Here is a 17,599-nt window from a genome sequence, read left to right as displayed (position 1 = left end):
GAGTCGCAGGCTTGAGTGCGACGTACGAGATATACCGGGTCTCCCGGACACCGCGAACAGCGTCGATCCGAACCGAACCCTGCAAAACGAACCCCGTGTTCGTCCCGCAAGAGGACCCCATCCCCTCCCCACCAGGACAAAGGCTATCTCCACCTCAACAACAGTGGTGATCAACACGCGGTACATAACATTTCAGTAACAAGGTAGTCGATCGCGCACTCGTTCAGTTCCGAAGCAAACGCGGCGCGGCACCGACCCCTGACGGTCCGTGCCGCAAGCAATGTCCTCTGCAACTTCTACGGGCCGTTGACTGACTCTCAACCGAACTGCACTCGGCGCTGCCTCTTGACTCCAAGACAAGTTGGATTATGATCACTGCCACGTGATCACAACACGATTTTGTTATCGTTTGACACTCATGTCGGACTGATGTGGTTCTCGTGACTCAGTGCTATTTGATTTGATGGCTTTCATGTGTGTCCACAATCTGCCGCCAATGTTTCTTCAACGCAGCGTCGTTCACCGACGATCTTGAACCGATCGCCATGCAGAGCTCACCAGGAAAACCACCACATCTACCTCTTCGGCCGTGGGCACAGTCATAGAACTGATGCCAGAGGGGTGGTGACACACCACCATTTACCTGCAACCATTGAACGATGAGCTTCTCCGACACCGCCACCGCGCCAGGCAGCGGCGTCGCAGCCCGAACGCTCGACGACCTACGATGGCACCGCGAGTTCCATCGTCAGTCCCAGTTTCGCTGGTGGGACACCGAGGCCGCGCTCGTTGCCACCGAATTCACTCGTGGACAGGACCAGTTCCACACAGTGCACGACCTGGCACAACTGGAGCGATGTCGGCTAGCGCTCGCCGACTACACCACGACCTGCCAGCGAGCCCTGGGCCGCGCCCTCAAACAGTCACAACACGTTCTCGACACGCAGAGCTGGACTTTCGCGACTGATGCGCTCCTGCTGTTGCCGTGGACATGCGAGCAGAGCAGCTACCTTGCGACCTGGGCCGACCCGCACGATCCGACAGCTCTGAGCAACCCTCAAGTCCGGCGCATTCAACGTTCCTGTGAGCGCATGATGTTCGGAAATCCCCTCATTCTTAGTTGGGAATTGAGCCACCTGTGGAGCCTCTACCGAGCCGCCGAGACACTGCTCGAAGACACCCTTGTAGATCTCACCGTTGAACTCTCAGAATCAGTCCCTGACGCCACCCTGCTGTGGGCCACCCAAATGGCGTCGAAGATCGGTCTGGAACAACGGATAGCCGAACAGCGAACGACCCGCGGAGAGCCTGGCGATCCCCGCCGCCGACTGCGTCAGAGCTATTCGGATCTACGCTGATTGGAACGCGAACAGTCCCCCGTTGACCTGGCGTCTTATGTGAAATTCGTGCCAGGCTCGCGTCGAACTACGTAGCAATCCTCGCACTCCCCTACCGATACCTCTCCCCTCAACACTTCGCTTGAGCCTTCGCGAAGCCAGCAGAGCCTGCGGATTGGGAGTCGCGGCCATGATCGCAGCTCGAATCGCACGCTGATTCGCACATATCGACGCTTTGTTGATCCGACATAACTACCCACTCTCGATCCCGTTCATCATCCCAGTGCTCTGCTCCCCTACCTCCGTTACCGTCTACCGGGCAATCATCCCAACACAATGGGCGTAGCACTTCGTAGTACTCCTCGCACAGTAAAGCGTTGGTTTCATCGCGTACTAAACCGCGTGTTTGAGGGCGTACAAATACGCTTGTTACACCGTTGGTTAATACGCGTAATACTACGCATGCAATACCGGGTAGAACTCCCCACGTCAACACGCGGGTTAAATACCGTTTTGGTCAGCACATCAATGCCCGTGTTTCTTCACGTGTTAACAAGGGTGTTGATATGCGACTTAACGTGCGTATTGGTACGCTGTTACTAGGGCGCAGCACTACATGTTTTATTGCGCGTGTTTTGCCGCGTAAGAGTGCGAGCATTGATACGCATGGTGTTACGCGACTTAGACCGTGTTGACTGACGTGCGTGACTGGGCGTACTCTCGCGCACACAACCACGCACGACAACCTGCGCATCCGCCCGCACAAGAGCGTGCGGGACAAGTCGAGCCGCTCGCACGTACCGATTCGGCACCGTGAACGCCTCCCGGTCACGCTTCTCCACGGCAGCGCTCGAATAGATGCACGCGGATCCAGGACTCTGGAAGGAAGGTTCTATCGATGGCAATATCAAATTCCCTCGCAGTCACCCAAGGTAAAGGGGGAGTGGGCAAGACGACGGTTGTTGCCAACCTCGCAGGCCTGTTCGCCGCTGCCGGCTACCGTGTTCTCGTCGGGGAGTTCGACCCTCAGGGCAACCTGGCCCGCGATTTCGGTTACGAAAAGCAGTCCGGTGAAGAACTTCTGATGTCGTTGATGTCAGGCGGACAACCCCCGATCATCAAAGACGTCCGACCCGGTCTAGACGTCATTCCCGCTGGTCCTGCGCTCGTCGACGTTGCTGGCATGATGCTCTCCAGGCTCAGCCGCGGGGGCGAATCGCTGGGGCAGATCCTCCACAAAGTCCTTGCCCCGATCGTTCCCGACTACGACATTGTTCTCTTCGATACCCCGCCAGGCGACGTGATCATCGGTGATGCGGTGCTGTACTGCACGTCGTCCGTTCTCATCCCTACTCGCGCCGACGATGGCAGCCTCGACGGCCTCGACCGCGTCGCCGAGCGCTTCGCGCGTGCCCGGGAGCACAATCCGCAACTGAGATTGGCTGGCATGCTTCTGTTTGCGGTCGGCAGTAGGTCACAACGGCTCCAGGACCAGGTGAGGGAAAGTATTACGCAAGCCATTCCTGACACCATTGCCCCCATCTTCGGCACGACAATCCGCTACATGGAGAGCGCCGCTGCCGACGCGCGGCGGCATGGGCTCCTAGCTCACGAACTCGAAGGCGCTACTGCTAGCGCAAAGAAGGCTCGGTTGAAAGCGCTGAGGGACAAGGTGAAACCACCCAGCCTTCTGCTCTCTCGGGATGCAACCGGGTTGGCGGATGACTACGAGGCCCTAGCAGCTGAGGTCTTGCAACGCTTGGCCGAGCTTGCTGCCGAAGCCGATCACGCAGAAGAGGTAGCACCCGCATGAGCACCACTGATCGCAAGAAGCGACCCAGCCTGGCGGACCAATTCGACAAGCCCGCTCCCCGTGGATCTGGCCTCGCCAACATTTTCCCTCGCAATGGAACGGGTTCCCTCGCCAGGCCTGCCGCAGTGGAACCACGCTCGACCGACGTGGCTGCCGAAAGAGCCGTCGACGAGCCGCACGTACAGGCTCCGGACGTGACATCTGCACCGGATGCTCCTGCAGCACCTGCACCAGAGCCTCCGACCGAGGTTGCTACATCTGCCTCGCCCTCCGGGGGCAGCACTGCCGCAACCGAGGACGTAGCCACCACACCCGAAACCGGGGCCGACACCGCTACAGCGGAGCCGTTGGCTGCGATTGTCGGTGATGAAGATGTGCGCCCGATCGCGGTCTACGTTCCCGCGACGGTCAAAGAGGCCTGGAAGACGCGATCTCAGCGGGAGAAGAAGTCCTACGGCGAGATCGTCGAGGATGCCTTCGCCGCGCACACCCCGGAAACCTTGGTTCGCCTCTTCGCCCCTCGCGCCGTCGAATCGCCACGCGGTGGCATGCCGCGTCTGGCCCGCCCGAAGGTCGCGAGCGGGGGAGTGGAGGTGCGTCCACATCTGTGGGTAGCCCAGACCCGATGGATAGACGAGCAGGTAGAAGCAAGTCCGCTCATCCCCTCACGAAGCGCGCTGATTGCTGCGGTCGTTGAGGACTATCTGATCTCTTGATCCGCCGGGCCAGAGCGTCTTGCTCCTGGCTCCCCACCGTGCTCCCCACCATGCTCCCCACTCCGGTGGGGAGCGTTTTTTTGCCTTTGAGCTGCCCTTATCTCCATGCTCCCCATGCTCCCCACATAAAAGAGCCAAGGTCACGCGTATATCGATGAAGGGGCTTGCGCAGCGGGTCGGTTCGACGAGCTGGGGTGTTCGTCGTGTCCGGTGCCGCAGAGACAATGTCGAGAGATTTCGCCACTTCTGTCACAGAGGTAGATCGAGACGGATCTACCTGTCATGTGTGGTGCGAGGGCGGGTACGGACGAGGTGCGGAGGAACATGTGAACGTGGCACGACAGGCAGGCGACACACCGGATGTCGCGGCCTCCCTGTTTCTGTTACCGAATCCGTTTAATGTGATCGCATGGCTGGAAGCAAACCTGGGAGAGAGTCGAAGGGCCCTCGCATACCCGCAATGGTGCGCACGCCCGACACGCAGTATGCGCATTACAAAAACGAGGCCGACGCCCTTGGCCTCGACCTCAGCGACTACTACGTCTATGTCATGGCGCTGCACCATGATCTACCCATGCCGCATTACATCCAAGATCGAATCGATCCCGCACAGTACAAGCTGGGCGCGTGATGACCTACCCCTAGACAGTGAAAAACCCCCCTCGTGCTTGGCGGCGAGAAGGGGGGTCTTCCGGATTCACAAGTGAGCGAATCGCTCCGCTCCAACCACCCACCGGGAACAACCACGAACACGACAGGAGGTGTATTGACATCATAGCTCAGTACCCCTGCCTCGCCGTGATTTGCGCTCCGAACCCAGCGCGCGTCGTACATCTACGTGTCGGCGGTGAGTCGTGACGTCACCGACTCCCAACCGCGGCCACATGTGGTCGATGGACAACATCCGTCCACGCCTCGAGCAGCTCGGCGGCTTCAAAGCCACATCGAGTACCCAGTTTCAGGCGAGATGCCCCGTTCACGACGACCGTCACGCTTCGCTGTCTGTCACCTGGACTCCGGGCCACCACGGTTCTGGAATGGTGCTGCTGCGGTGCCATGGCTGCTCAGCGACGGCCGCAGAAATCGCCGAGCGTCTCGATATCGGTGTGTCCGATCTGTTCGACGAACCCTTGCCGAGTCGGGATCCGAGCGCACCGCGTGTCGGTAGATCCCCGCAGCAACGGGCAGCGGGCAAACGACGTGGGCGTCTGGGGCGTCTGCCTGCTCGGATTGCCGGTCCGATGCCGGAGCCCGAGGTCGAGCACTCTTGGTCGGAAGTTGCGCGCTATCCCTACACCGATGCCGACAGCGTATTGGTGCAGGAGGTCATCCGCGAGGAGTGCACCTCGTGCGGCGTCAAACACAAACGATTCCGGCAGTTGTTCGTCGGTCCGAATCGCACGTACGTCAAACGTAAGCCTGCGGTGTTCACTCCGGTCCTGTTCGCGATGCCGCAGCTGCAAGCGGCGCTGTCGGCCGGCCAGCCGGTGTGGCTGCTCGAGGGCGAAAAGGATGTCGAGACCGCGATGCGTCTCGGTCTGTGCGCGACCACGAATGCCCAGGGTGGCCTGAACTTTCCGCCACAGCTCGCCGAGGTGTTCGCCGGTGCCGCAGTGCGCGTTGTGCTCGATCGTGACGCCGCAGGATACGAGCGCGGCATCGAACTGGCGTCGCTGCTCGGCGCAGTTGATGCCGAGGTACAACTGCTGCTACCCGGCACAACAGATGACAAATCAGACTTCACAGATCACGTCGAGGCCCAGCTGTGGGATCCGGACGATATGTGGAACGGGTTGATTCCCGTCCATGTCGGTGAGGTTGCGGCACATGCTGCGCTGGCCAAGCTGCGCGGCAAGGCCGCCGAGGTCGAAAAGGCGGCTCAGGAAGCGGCTGCGCGTGCCGAGCGCGGGCGAGTATCAGGTCACCAGGATGAGTGCGCAGACGAGATCCGCCTCGCTGGGCGCTGGGCCGTCGAGGCGGAGCGCCTGTTCGAGCCGTTGAGCGAAGCCGTCGATGCGGTGCGTAGTTTCGCTGCCGCTGAGGGCACGAAGTGGTCGCAAGAAGCGGTCGATGCCGCTACCGCTGTGTGGCGTACTGCCCGCACGGCTGCCCGTGCCGCACACGATATTTCGCGCACTCCGATTCCACCGCTGCTGCACGACGAGGACGAGCACGACGCGGTGCCGCCGGCGACCGGATCCAGCCACATCGACGCCGGTGAATCGACACATCCGCTCCCTGACGGACCCCGACTGCACCTGGTCGGGGCGGCCACCCGCGGCGCTCAGATATCTGCACCGACGTATCGGGTCGTAGAGGGAAGCCTCGTCGAAATCGTCACCAACCGAGATGGCGAGCAGACCGCCAAAATGGTGCTCAGCATCGATGCTCGGATCGTGGAGATGGAATACCTCGAATCGCAGGACGACGGCCTCGACGTCGACGCACCGACCCTGCTCGGACGCGAAGATATCGTCGGGCAGCGGGAAGCCAATCCGCCGTCGCCCGAACAGCTTTCCGCTGTCGTCATCGGGTACACCCATCCCGATACGGGCGAGTTCATGCGTATGCGGGTGGACGCACAGGACTATCGGGACTGCACCTGGGCGGATTCTCTTCCCGGGCCGCCGACGTACGACTCCAAACCCTCTGGAATCGCCAAACTTCGCGACGCCCTGAAAGTGGCGGGTGGAGTGACGATTGCCCGGACGGTTCGATTCCGTTCCACCGGTTGGCGTAAGGACCGAAACGACGAGTGGTTCTACGTGCACGCGGGTGGCGCTATCAGTGCTGCCGGTGCCCGTGTTGCGCCGGTTCTGCTCAGTGGACCGCTCTCGCGTTACGACCTGCCGTGCCCGATCGCCGATGCACCTCGATTGCGTGATGCCTTCATGGTCGATTCGGGATCGATGCTGACGCGTCTGCCGGTGCGAATCGCTGCTCCGTTGCTCGGGCACGTCTTTCGCGCGGCCTTGGGACCCAACCCCTGGGTTCTTTCGCTCATTGGTTCGCCCGGTTCGTACAAGACCTCGATCGCGTCGATCGCGATGCATCACTTCGGTGAGCTGTGGGATCGTCGGCGGCCGGCATCGTCGATGTCAGGTAACGGTGACACTCTCAATGCGCTTCGCATCAAACTGAATTCGTCGAAAGATGCGCTGTACTGGGCCGATGATGTCGCTCCCACACGAGACTGGGGGGCTGCACAGAAAGCGCTCGAAGAGTTCGCGCGCATGGTCCACAACGGCGAACAACGGAGCCGTTCCAGTCGCGACGGGTTGAGCATCCTCGACGGCACCGCCCCCCGATCGTCCGCGATGGTGACCTCCGAGGTCATGCCTCGACCAGGGTCCGGCGCTCAGCGCATGTTGGTGGTGCCGTTGCAGTCCGACGAGATCGAACTCGACGAGCTGATTCGACTCGACAGTGAGCAGTCTCGACATGGACGCGCCCTGCTGATGGCCTCGTTCCTGCAGTGGTTGTGCCCCCGCCTCGAGGAACTGCGGGAAAAGGTCTTCAACGAGGGCGCGCACTACGCCGAGGGCTTACGTGAGCAGGGTGAGACCGTGCGCCAGGCCGAAGCGGTCGGTGCAGTGTGGGCAGGGTGGCAGGCGTTCACCGCTTTTCTGCTCGATGTCGGCGCGCTCGATGCCGATGAGGTCGAGCAAGTTCTCGACGTCGTCGACGGCGGATTGCACGACGCGGTCGTCGCTGCGGCCGATCCCGATCTGCCTTCACGTACCGGGGCGCGGGTGCGCGAGCTCCTTGCGCACGCACTGCGTACCGGGTTGGCCTACGTCGACGACGTTCGTACCGGTGAAGCACCCGACCGCCCGCTCGCCGGCCGGTTGGGGTGGCGACGGACGTTGGTCTCGGACTATCAGGACGTCAAGAAGTACCGCGAAGACGCACGCGGGATCCGGTTGGGGTACGTGCTCACCGACCCCGGACCACGCGACGGTGAAGCGCAGCTGTTGATCGAATCGACTGCCCTCGAACAGGTTCTGAAAGCCGCGGCATCGACGATGTCCGATGCTCCACAGATCGATCGAGGCACGGCGCTGCGGGCCCTCTACGACGAGGGAGTTCTGATCGCCGAGGAACGCGCAGGCAAGACACCCCGTTACACCGTCCAACGCACCATCCATTGTGAGGAACGGCGGCAGCGGATGACCGCTCTCCGTCTGTGGGCGATCCTCGGCGACGGCCCCGACGACGGTCAGATCGGCATCTTCGACGCTGATGGCGGACCCGACGATGCACCGGACGGTACGACACCGAGCGACGTTCCGGGTTCGACCTCCGCAGTGGCCGACCTCGCGACGTTGTTCTCGGTATCGAACAGCGACACCTCATCGACGACGGGCAGCTCTCGTGCCAACGACGCGGAAGCTACGTCTGACAACTCCGAACAGGAGGACATTCCAGTGGGAAGCTACCCCGATGCCGAGGGCCATATCGCTGTGGCAGAACATATTTCGCCGAGCGTCCCGTGCGTGAAGTGCGGAGTGGGCTCGGGCCTTCGCTTCGATGGCCACGTTCTGCACGCGCAGTGCTGGTTCGGAAGCACAGCTGCCTCCCGCGCTGCACTGGTTGCCGATACCGCAGCCGCAGCGAAGCCGCCTGCACCCGCCTCCACTGGCCCGCGGCCGTCGAACGAACCTGCTCGTCGAGCTGCTTCCGAGGCCGCCGAGTCGAGTGCTCCTACGGTTGCGCAACCCAGTGCGCCGCTCGAGACCACGCAGCCTCGGCGTTCAGCTCCCGCGAAGACCGCGGCCAACCCGTTCGCTGCCCCTGCCGCCGTCCTGGACGTCGATGGCATTTGGATGCCCGACGGAAGTCGAATCAATTTGCCACAGAACATCTCTCACGTCGGTCATGTCGCCGCGCTGGTGCAGGAGCTGCGTCTGGGCACTCAGACTTCGTCGTGGCAGAGCGAACCGGGACAGATCTGGGTGACCGCGGCGATGACCGAGAAGTTCGGGGTGGATCTGAGCACGCTGAGCGACGATCCGTCGCAGCGACGCAAAGACGTCGGCGAGGCCACTGCCGGCACAGCGTTCGTCACAGATGCAATCGCCGACGGTTGGACCCTGGGCAAGCCCGGTGACCGGCTCGGTGCGTGGACCCGTGTGTGGCGCACCCAGGGCGAGCACCGCGGTGTGTGGGTCGTCCTGGCTGCCGGCATGAACGCCGATCCACGCGATATCCCTATTCTCGGAGACCGACCGTCCCCGAGCAAACTCGCGCGTCGATTGTCGCTGTTCGCCAGCGCGTTGAAGATGCCGTGGGTGATCACCCCGCAGTCCACAGGTTTCGACCTGATGATCTCGACTCGATTCAAGGACCGCGAGCGGATGTTCGGGGCACAGACTCCCGTCGGCCCGGCCACCATCAGCTCCCTCGAGGACGATTACGCATGGTCCCGCAAACCGACCAGCGACGAGACATCGATGATCTACGTCCACGCGTACGACCGAGGAGGCTCGCATGCTGCGGGAATCGCCGGTTTGGAGATGCCGATCGGATCGGCCACTCATCATCCAGACGGGCGAGCGTTCGACAAGAAGCTGCCGGGCTATTGGCGGGTAGAGGTTCCCGAGGCAGGGGACTGGCGCATCCCACATCCATTGATGCCTCTCGGCGGCCGGCCGGGCCTGCTGTGGGTGACCACACCGAGTCTGCAGGTCGCCGGAGAACTCGGCTACGAGCTCGAACCTGTCGAGGCCTACGTGTGGAACGAACATGGCCGAGTACTCGATCCGTGGTACGAGCGAATCCGGGACGCACGAACAGCTTTGGACGTCGACGACGTCGACGCTCAGTTGGCCAGAGATCTGCTCAAGGGCGTCTACACGCGCACGATCGGCCAGATGGGGTCCTCGGTTCATATGACCGGACGAGCAGGTTTCTCGCCTGAGCGACGCCATCACATCATCGCCAAAGCGCGGGCGAACATCACTCGTCGCATCGTCAAGATCGGCACCGTCTCCGACCGGTGGCCGGTGGCCATCACGAACGACACGGTTCTCTACACCAGCAACGATCCGGATCCGATCGCGTCCTGGCCTGGGGAGGACAAGCAGCTCGGTCGAGGGTTCGGCCAATACAAGTGGGAGGGCTCCGCTCGACTCGGCGATCATCTCGAGTTCCTCGTCGGTGGCCGCTACAAGGGCAAGGAAGCGCTGACGATGAACTGGGATGCCACGACAGGCAAGGGGGAATAGCCAATGGCCGGGCGCAAGCATGCTGGCTTCAAAGAGAACCTGGAAGCAGACGAACGCCGACGCAGCTCACTGTTCCAGGGCTTGACGGGCAGGCGTGGTGCCGATGTCTCCGGCAAGGCCGGCACCACCCCTGACATGCGTGGGATGCTCCTCGCCGCGTACGGCCCGGGCACTCGGGGCGGGGTGAACACTGCCGCAGCTGCGCGCGATCTCGGAGTCTCACGTCGTACGGTGGAACGCTGGGTTGCCGCCGAGGGACGCCAGCGAATCTCGAAGCCGAAGGCCGAGACTCTGAGCAAGCTCACCACCAAGTCGCGGCAGGCAGCGACGACGCAACAGGGCCGGCGCGCCGCCATCAAAGCTGTCCGAGAGAGCAAACAGGGCAAGTCGATCGCCAAATACGGTGCGCGCGTACAGATCAAGGGCCGACAAGGCGTCGCCGGTGGGGGAGGGTTCTACATTCGCAATCGTTCCATCCAGATCCCCCCGGATCAGAGTGGTATGTCGCCATCCGATGTCGAGTCGATGTGGTCGGCGTACGAACGCGGCGGCGACAAAGCGCTCTCGAAGTGGCTCAGCGGCTACGCCAGCGATCGGTACGTCGACGGATGGACCTTCGAGAGCATCGACAACATCTCCATCGACCCGGTCTGACCATAAGAGTCTGCGAGTTCAGGTGTTCGGAGTGTCCGGTGCAACCGCTACGGTATCGGTGGAATCGCGCACGGCAGCGCTCTGCAGGAGGGATCAGAAAGACATGTTCGAGACCAAGTCTCAGCAGTGGAAGACCCGCGTCGTTTCTGCGTTGGCGGGTCTGATCCTCGTCAGCATGGCTGTGCAGGCCAAAATGGGATACGGCGTCTTTCTCGGACCACTCCATTAGAGCGACATGAACCCGAAGCGGCCGCGGTGGACCAAACGACAGCTCGAGGTCGCATTCACCGCGTGCTACGGCCCCTTGGTCAACGGTGGTGTCGATATCGACTATGTCGCAGCGGCATTCGGGGTGACTCGCCGTACCGTTCAGCGTTGGCTGCAGGGCTCACCTCGCGCTCGAGCGGCCATTCCCGTCCGCCGGTTGCAGCAACTTCAATTTCCCCTTCCTGAAATCCGACGTGTCGAACAGCAGACCCTCGACAATGCACGAACTGTCTTGACCGGGCTCGATCTTCCCCGTGGCCGCGGTGTCCGCAAGGAATGGCGAGAGCGACGATGGCTGGACCCCCATGTCGTGGCGATCCTCCGTCCCCACGGCTCTCCGGACCTGCGGCAGGTAGCGATCGCCAGAGGCGCACCACGCCCCGTCGCGGCACTACATAAGCGGGGCCCGCTCGATGACTTCGTCACCGTTCCCACCCGTTTCCACGCCGACGCCCTCGTCGGTGAACTGCTCGACCGCGTCGGCCCATGGCGGCTCTATCCGGACGACCGTGTCGTCGAGCTCGGCCGAACCCGCGTGTGGGCCGCATGGGCACCACCGATCGACCTACCCGCTATTGCCCGCGGTGCGGGCCTACTCGACAACTGATCAGCCTCGACCGCCGTACCCACGCTCAGTACTCGTATCCGCACCCATGACTGTCCTGTGTCGCCGCGACGAGAGAATGTCAAAGAAAGAGTGAATCGCGATGAATCGCAACAACAACTGGAACTCAAGCCTGTATATCGCTGCTGTTCCGCTCGGGCTTGCTGCCGCCTACCTAGTCGTGTGTTGGCCTTTCGAGGCATTAGTCTCGGTTCAGAGGCATCTCGGTACCGGATCCGAGGTAGTCACCGAGTCGACCCCGCCGACGATGCCCGGCGCTCAAATTGGCTTCCTAATTCTCTTCTTCGCCGCAGTTGCCGGTCTCGCTCTCGTCGCGGCGGTGCGCCGGTTCATCGAACCGAACGAGACCGAACCGAACAGCTTCCCTGGGACGTGGCGAGCGCGGACGCTGATGAGTGCAGGATTGTTCCCCATCGGCCTGTGCATGGCCTCGTTGCTGTCCCCCGAGGATGCCGAAAACCTTTCGCGCACCAGTGACTACGGCAACCCGGCACAATGGTGGAACAGTGCGCACCTTCTCGTCGCCGGCTTGGCCGAGGAACCGTTCTTCAGTGCGCTTCCGGTCTTGTTGCTCTTCGGGGTCGTCGGACTGGTCTGGCGCGTCCAGCCGTGGATGCTCGGCATCGTCATCGCGAGCTCAGCTCTGTTTCGAGCCTCCATCCATCTGTACCAGGGAACAGGGCAAGCGTTGTCGGCGTTCGTATGGGGCGCTGTGGCCGTCTACGTCTACTATCGACTCCGCAGTCTCACGGGACTCGTTCTGGCCCATACAGCTTGGAATGCATTCGTCATTGCGAACAATGGTGACTACACCGCGGCTCAGATAGTGATCGGCGGGTGTATCGCATTCACCGCCCTGTGGTCGATTTACCGACTGTCGAACACACCCACCCTCAAGCACGCCGATCTAGCACGCCCGACGGCAGCGGCCGGCCACTTTTCGATCACCACCAGCGAAGGACATTGATGAGGAATCTGACAACCATCAAACGTTGCGCGGTGATCGGCAATGCGGTGATCGGTATCAGCGCCTTCACAAAGAGCGGAATATCGTTGTGGCAGCTCGCTACTGCCAGCGGATACCCGGCAACACTGGGATGGGTTCTGCCACTGGTGCTCGACGGAATGGTAATCCTCGCAACACTCATGCTCGTCGTCGACGCCTCACACCGCTGGTTCGCGTGGGCCTTGCTGATTCTCGGGTCGATCGCATCGACGGCCGGCAACATCGTGCACGTCTCGATGGTGGACTACAGCTCGACCTTCACCGTGGCCGCGCTGGCCGCTGCTGCGCCGCCGCTGGTGCTGCTGGTCACCACGCACCTGATGATCCAGCTGGTCCGACTCGAAGCATCAGCTGTAGACGACAGCACCGACCAGCGTCACTCGGCCCCGAACAGCTCCACAGAGGCCGAAACAGCCGTTCTGTGTGTCCACGTCCTGAAACTGGCCAGCGAAGGCCACGAGCACGCTGCAGTGGCCACCAAGACCGGGCTACCCATTGAGGTCGTCGACGCAGTCATCGCAGCCGCCGAGGACGAACTCCAGATCGGCTCTGAGGAGGATCGATACCTCGCCCCGGCATGAGTTCCCCGTCGGTCTACTTCATTCGCGAGCTCAGTTCGTCGAAGAATGCTGCGAGCATCGACGGCGCGTCGGGGCTCTCGAACTCTTTGCCCCCGAACCGATAGACCTCGTATCCCGCTAGCCGGAGACGTCGGTCTTCGGTGACCATCTCGGCGTACAGCTGCGTGCTGGCGCGGCCGTCTTCGTTGGCGTAGTGCTGACGACCGTCGACCTCGATGACGACGCGTTTTCTTGCACTGAAGAGCAGCAAGAAGTCCATGCGTTGGCGTTCGAGGGGACTGCTGCCCTTGCGTTGATACTTGGTGTACGGGTCGTAGTGGAGGTAGACCTGCGGGATCAGAGGGGGAATACCGAAGCCGTGCTCTCCGTATCGACGTGAGTAGACGTCCAAGACCATCCGCTCGGGTTCGTTCTTACCGAGGCTCTCTCGCAGCCGTTTGTACAGTGACCGCCCGACATCGCGATCGTCCGTGTCTGCCATTGCTTGGTGCTCACGCCACCACTGAATCAGCTCCTGAAAGGACAGGCCGGCCTCGGTTATCGGTCTGTCGTAGACCAGGCAGAACTCAGCATTCTTGGTGATCAGGATGTCGTTGCTGACCGCGTCGCGGAGCACCATCTCCGGTTTGGGACCATTGGCCGCGAAAATGAGGTTCTTTGCGGGAGAATCGACACCGCTGGAGCCCTTTTCGTACTCTGCGATCAGCACCGCGAGCCCGTGGTCCGCGACGTCGCATTCTGCAAGCACGCGACGCGCCAGTGCGACGAGCTGGGGGATCTCGAATCCTACGAGGTAACCATCGATCAGCGACCGCTTGGTGTCGGCCTCAACCGGGGTACCTGTACCTGCCCACGTCAGGTCGAGTTCGTCGGGTAGGACCACTTCGAGGGCGGCTCGCGAGAACCCATAGATCAAGGTGTCCTCGATCGCCGACCTGAGCGTTCTGGTCGACACGATCACCCGTCGCGGCGGCTCCTCCGAGAGGCCGGCCGCAAGTGAATCCCAGAAGCTCATCGGTCAGAGGCTCCGCGGGCGGCCATGTTGAGCGGAGCGCTTACCGGCGTCGATGGCCTGGATCCAAACGAACTTCGGCGAGAATCGCCCAGAGCTTGGCGTCGTCGCCGTCGTCTCGGTGATCGGCGATGGCCTGCACGAGGGTGTTGATGACCTCACGAGAGCGTGGATTGAATCCGGCAGCTCGCGCACCAGCCCAGGCCAGGGGGTCGTCGACCACCTTGTCGAGCCTGTCGAGGGCGTGGATACACAGGTCGTGGAACTTGCCGGCACGTTTGTATTGGGCGTCGTCGAGTTCGCCGGTATCGAGCGCTGCTGCTGCTTGCTCGACGTAGACATCGATGATCGCGTTTGCGCGATCGTTGAGCTGCGGATCGAAAGTGAGGGTGTTCCAGAATGCACGCCAATTGGCTGTATCGCCGGCGGTGTTCGAGCGCGGCAGGAGGTTGTCACGAATGATCGCAGCCAGTTCCGGGTCCGTCAGTTCGCTGATCGCTCGGGCGTCGGCGGAATTCGAGGGGAGCGGGGCCGGCGTCTTGCTTCGACGCCATGGCTCGGGCTCGGTCATGTGTGCAGCTTCCCTCTCGAACGTCGCGGTTGGTGCGTTTTTCGTCGGCGGCCCGTGAGATCTGCTCCGGTATTTGTATCACTCGAACAGGACACTTCGGTCTGCTCTTTTGGCCGCTTCGTGAACTTACCGCCCGGCGCACCCGCTGTCCCCGGCACCGGGTGCGCCGGGGACATTTTCGCTTGTCAGGTGCTGTTTTTGTCGGTGTGTCGGGGTAGGTTCGAGTTGTTCTGTTGATCGGGCGGACTGACCATCTGCCCTTGTGTTAGCCCTGGGAGGGTTTCGTCGTGAGCGGTGTGTCGAGCGAGAACGCGGTGTCGGGTAGCGAGATGGTGTGGCGTGAGCGTGTTGCGTGGGCGTATCTCGCTCACGTGGCGCGGGGGCAGGGCTCGTTGGTGCATCTGGCGGTGTCCTTATCGGGCGTGGAGGCTGCAGCCGAGGCTGTGCGGCATCGGGAGGTGTCGGAGGACTTGTTGCGTGCGACGGCTCGCTCGTGGGACTACTCAGGTGCCGAGGCAGACCTCGAGACGGCGGCAACGCTGGGAGCACGATTGGTCACTCCTGCGGACGCTGAGTGGCCGCAGCGGCTGCGGATGGCCGGATGGCTGGAGGGATCGACTCCGGTCGCTCTGTGGGTTCGTGGACAGGGCGCGCTGCCCGGTGCTGATGTGTCGGCGGTGGCGCTCACCGGCACCCGGGCTGCGACCGCTTACGGCGAGCATGTCGCGTCGGAATTTGCCGGGGATCTGGCGATGCGTGGGGTGGCGGTCCTGTCGGGCAGCGGGTTCGGGATCGAGGGAGCGGTGTTGCGGGCAGCGTTGGGGGTCGGTGCAGGACCGGTAGCGGTAATGCCGTGCGGCTTGGATCGGGCGTATCCGTCCGGTCACGCTCGGTTGCTCGAGCGCGTCGCGGAACAGGGTGTGGTGGTGAGCGAGTACTCGTTCGGTGCAGAGCCTCGACGAGAACGATTCAACGGGAGTGGCGCGCTGCTGGCGGCTCTCTCCGATGCGGTAGTGGTGCCCGAGGCCGGGTCACGCGGACGTGCACTGTCTGTGGCCAGGGAAGTGCACAGGCTCGGGCGGGCGGTGTACGCGGTACCAGGGCCGGTCACCTCCGCAGCGTCGAACGGATGCCATACGTTGATCATCGACGGTGTGGCGCGTCTTGCAATGTCGGCTGCTGGCGTGTGTGCTGATCCGAACGTCTCCTGATCGGCTCGACACCGATCCGAAAGTGTGGTCGGGTATGGACGTGAGCCCTAGATGGGCCTCGGAAGCCGACTCCGCTCCCGAGGAGTTAGAGCGAGAGCCTTTGTCGCTCTGATCCTTTCGCTTCTCCCTAGACGTTCGACAACAGGCTCGCCCAGCGAAACACATGGGCGGGCCTGTTGTCTTTCCCCACCGAGCCCCGGCGCACTCGGTGCGGTCCCCGGCACCGAGTGCGCCGGGGACCAAATGTGTTGCGCGTGAGCCGTTCTTGTCGGTGGTCTCGGCTAGATTGTGGGTGTTCTGTTGATCGGGCGGACTGACCATCTGCCCCTGTGCCCTGAAAGGGGTTTGTCCGATGTCCTCTGTTTTTCGTATCTCCTCACCCGCTGATGCTGTTGCCGTGGCCGTGATGCTGGTCCGCTACGTTCCCGAGAACGAAATGGTGGTGTTCACCCCAAACTCGACAGGCGGGGCCGTCATGGCCTGCCCGCTGGGGGAGGAAGCGCCGATCGGTGGTGCCCCGTTGCTGGTGCCCAGCGGTCACCCCGTGCGTGATCTATCCGGACCGCGCGTGGTGGTCGTGTTCGGCAGTGACACACACGCCGATGCGGCATCGATGGCCGTTCTCCACGAGTTCTCGGGCGATGACGTTGCTGTGTTCCAGTTCCACGAGGGACGTGCGCGCCGCTACTTGATGAACGGGGTACTGGCGGGACCGCACGAGGTCGGCGAGGCGGTCGACCTGACGGCTCACCCCTACGTGGTCGGAGCGTTGCTCGAGGGGCAGGTACGTCTGGCCTCTCGCGCCCAAATCCGCGCGGGCTTCGTTGCCGAACAGTTCGGTGCCGAACGCGCCGCGAGTGTGGTGGACATGATGCGGGCTGCACGCGGGGCGTTCCCGGCAGTAGGGCCGATCTCGGCCGCAGAGACCATCCACCGCGAGGTACTCGCCGGGTATCTCGATTCAGGCAACCGCGGAATCGAGATATCGGATTACCACGCTGCGATGCTCGCAGCCGCCGCCTCTGACGTGCGCGTGCGCGATGTGCTGTTCGTTCACTTCACCGAAGCCAACGCCGCAGTCCTCGGCGAACTGTGGCGGCAGGTTGGCGCGGTGTTGCCCGCCAGCGAGGCAGGCCCCGCCTTCGTCCTCGCTTCGCTGAGTTACTGGATCGGACGGGAGGCGGTGCCGGCGCGGGAGGCAATGAACGTTGCCCGTGGGCTCGCCCCCGATCATTCCTTGGGGCAGCTGCTCGAACGCGCATACAACGCGGGAATCAACCCGGCGCTGTGGGAGCAGATTCGGCCCGCTGCGCTCGATGCAGAATCCGAGCGATCCCGTAACGAATGACTTGAATGCGATTGATCCGAAACCGGTTTCGCTGAATACACCATGCATCGGCGAGCCGGTTTCGGTTCGACCGCCCTCGAAAAATTCTCGATTGCAAATTGCAAATTGAGCGCGATCGAATAACAGATGCAACCGCGAAGGCGCGCAGCGCTTCGACCGAGTCCGCGAGTTCTTCGGAACGGCTTGCCGTTTCGCCTGCAGCGGCGGGCGCGCAGCGCCCAGCCCCAGCCC

General features: G+C 62.5%; 14 protein-coding genes. 12 read left to right on the top strand and 2 right to left on the bottom strand.

Going from position 1 to position 17,599, the window contains the following annotated elements; translation table 11 throughout:
• Nucleotides 1-659: 659 nt before the first annotated feature.
• From CH285_RS05050 to CH285_RS05010, 10 genes are all read left to right on the top strand, one after another.
• Complete coding sequence (locus CH285_RS05050) at nucleotides 660-1,358, top strand: hypothetical protein (protein ID WP_015586069.1); 699 nt, start codon at nucleotides 660-662, stop codon at nucleotides 1,356-1,358.
• Between the two features lie 877 nt (nucleotides 1,359-2,235).
• A complete protein-coding gene (locus tag CH285_RS05045; protein WP_015586067.1) occupies nucleotides 2,236-3,150 on the top strand; it encodes a ParA family protein in 915 nt (304 codons plus the stop codon).
• On the top strand, nucleotides 3,147-3,866 hold the full coding sequence (locus tag CH285_RS05040; RefSeq protein WP_015586066.1) for a hypothetical protein: 720 nt from the start codon (nucleotides 3,147-3,149) through the stop codon (nucleotides 3,864-3,866). Before CH285_RS05045 ends, CH285_RS05040 begins: the two co-directional genes overlap by 4 nt.
• 460 nt (nucleotides 3,867-4,326) lie before the next feature.
• The gene (locus CH285_RS27785) at nucleotides 4,327-4,497 is read left to right on the top strand and encodes a hypothetical protein (protein ID WP_015586065.1); all 171 of its coding nucleotides are present in this window, start codon (nucleotides 4,327-4,329) and stop codon (nucleotides 4,495-4,497) included.
• A 223-nt stretch (nucleotides 4,498-4,720) separates the two neighbouring features.
• The gene (locus CH285_RS05035; RefSeq protein WP_032364989.1) at nucleotides 4,721-10,093 is read left to right on the top strand and encodes a telomere-binding protein; all 5,373 of its coding nucleotides are present in this window, start codon (nucleotides 4,721-4,723) and stop codon (nucleotides 10,091-10,093) included.
• 3 nt (nucleotides 10,094-10,096) lie between these two features.
• A complete protein-coding gene (locus CH285_RS05030) occupies nucleotides 10,097-10,747 on the top strand; it encodes a helix-turn-helix domain-containing protein (protein ID WP_015586063.1) in 651 nt (216 codons plus the stop codon).
• A 103-nt stretch (nucleotides 10,748-10,850) separates the two neighbouring features.
• Complete coding sequence (locus CH285_RS28230) at nucleotides 10,851-10,976, top strand: hypothetical protein (protein ID WP_254924250.1); 126 nt, start codon at nucleotides 10,851-10,853, stop codon at nucleotides 10,974-10,976.
• A 6-nt stretch (nucleotides 10,977-10,982) separates the two neighbouring features.
• Nucleotides 10,983-11,621, top strand: a complete 639-nt coding sequence (locus CH285_RS05020; RefSeq protein ID WP_015586061.1) for a hypothetical protein — start codon at nucleotides 10,983-10,985, stop codon at nucleotides 11,619-11,621.
• Nucleotides 11,622-11,721: 100 nt separating this feature from the next.
• A complete protein-coding gene (locus tag CH285_RS05015) occupies nucleotides 11,722-12,606 on the top strand; it encodes a CPBP family intramembrane glutamic endopeptidase (protein WP_015586060.1) in 885 nt (294 codons plus the stop codon).
• A complete protein-coding gene (locus tag CH285_RS05010) occupies nucleotides 12,606-13,226 on the top strand; it encodes a DUF2637 domain-containing protein (RefSeq protein ID WP_015586059.1) in 621 nt (206 codons plus the stop codon). Before CH285_RS05015 ends, CH285_RS05010 begins: the two co-directional genes overlap by 1 nt.
• A gap of 13 nt (nucleotides 13,227-13,239) precedes the next feature.
• Here CH285_RS05010 and CH285_RS05005 read toward each other — a convergent pair whose 3' ends face one another.
• On the bottom strand, nucleotides 13,240-14,241 hold the full coding sequence (locus tag CH285_RS05005; RefSeq protein WP_015586058.1) for a hypothetical protein: 1,002 nt from the start codon (nucleotides 14,239-14,241) through the stop codon (nucleotides 13,240-13,242).
• Nucleotides 14,242-14,281: 40 nt separating this feature from the next.
• Nucleotides 14,282-14,809 carry a hypothetical protein gene (locus CH285_RS05000; RefSeq protein ID WP_015586057.1) on the bottom strand — a complete coding sequence of 176 codons (528 nt, stop codon included), beginning with the start codon at nucleotides 14,807-14,809 and terminating at the stop codon, nucleotides 14,282-14,284.
• A 287-nt stretch (nucleotides 14,810-15,096) separates the two neighbouring features.
• On the opposite strand from CH285_RS05000, the gene CH285_RS04995 reads away from it, so the two are divergent.
• Entirely contained in the window at nucleotides 15,097-16,020 is a 924-nt protein-coding gene (locus tag CH285_RS04995; RefSeq protein ID WP_052047799.1) for a DNA processing protein DprA, read from the top strand.
• Between the two features lie 352 nt (nucleotides 16,021-16,372).
• Nucleotides 16,373-17,368, top strand: coding sequence for a DUF4192 family protein (locus CH285_RS04990; protein ID WP_015586055.1), 996 nt, complete (start codon nucleotides 16,373-16,375; stop codon nucleotides 17,366-17,368).
• The last annotated feature ends 231 nt before the right edge of the window (nucleotides 17,369-17,599 follow it).

The organism is Rhodococcus sp. 05-2256-B1 (genome assembly GCF_002258465.1).
GTDB lineage: Bacteria > Actinomycetota > Actinomycetes > Mycobacteriales > Mycobacteriaceae > Rhodococcoides > Rhodococcoides fascians.
The sequence above is the reverse complement of the archived record's forward strand: the minus strand, read 5'-3'. Positions and strand labels throughout refer to the sequence as shown.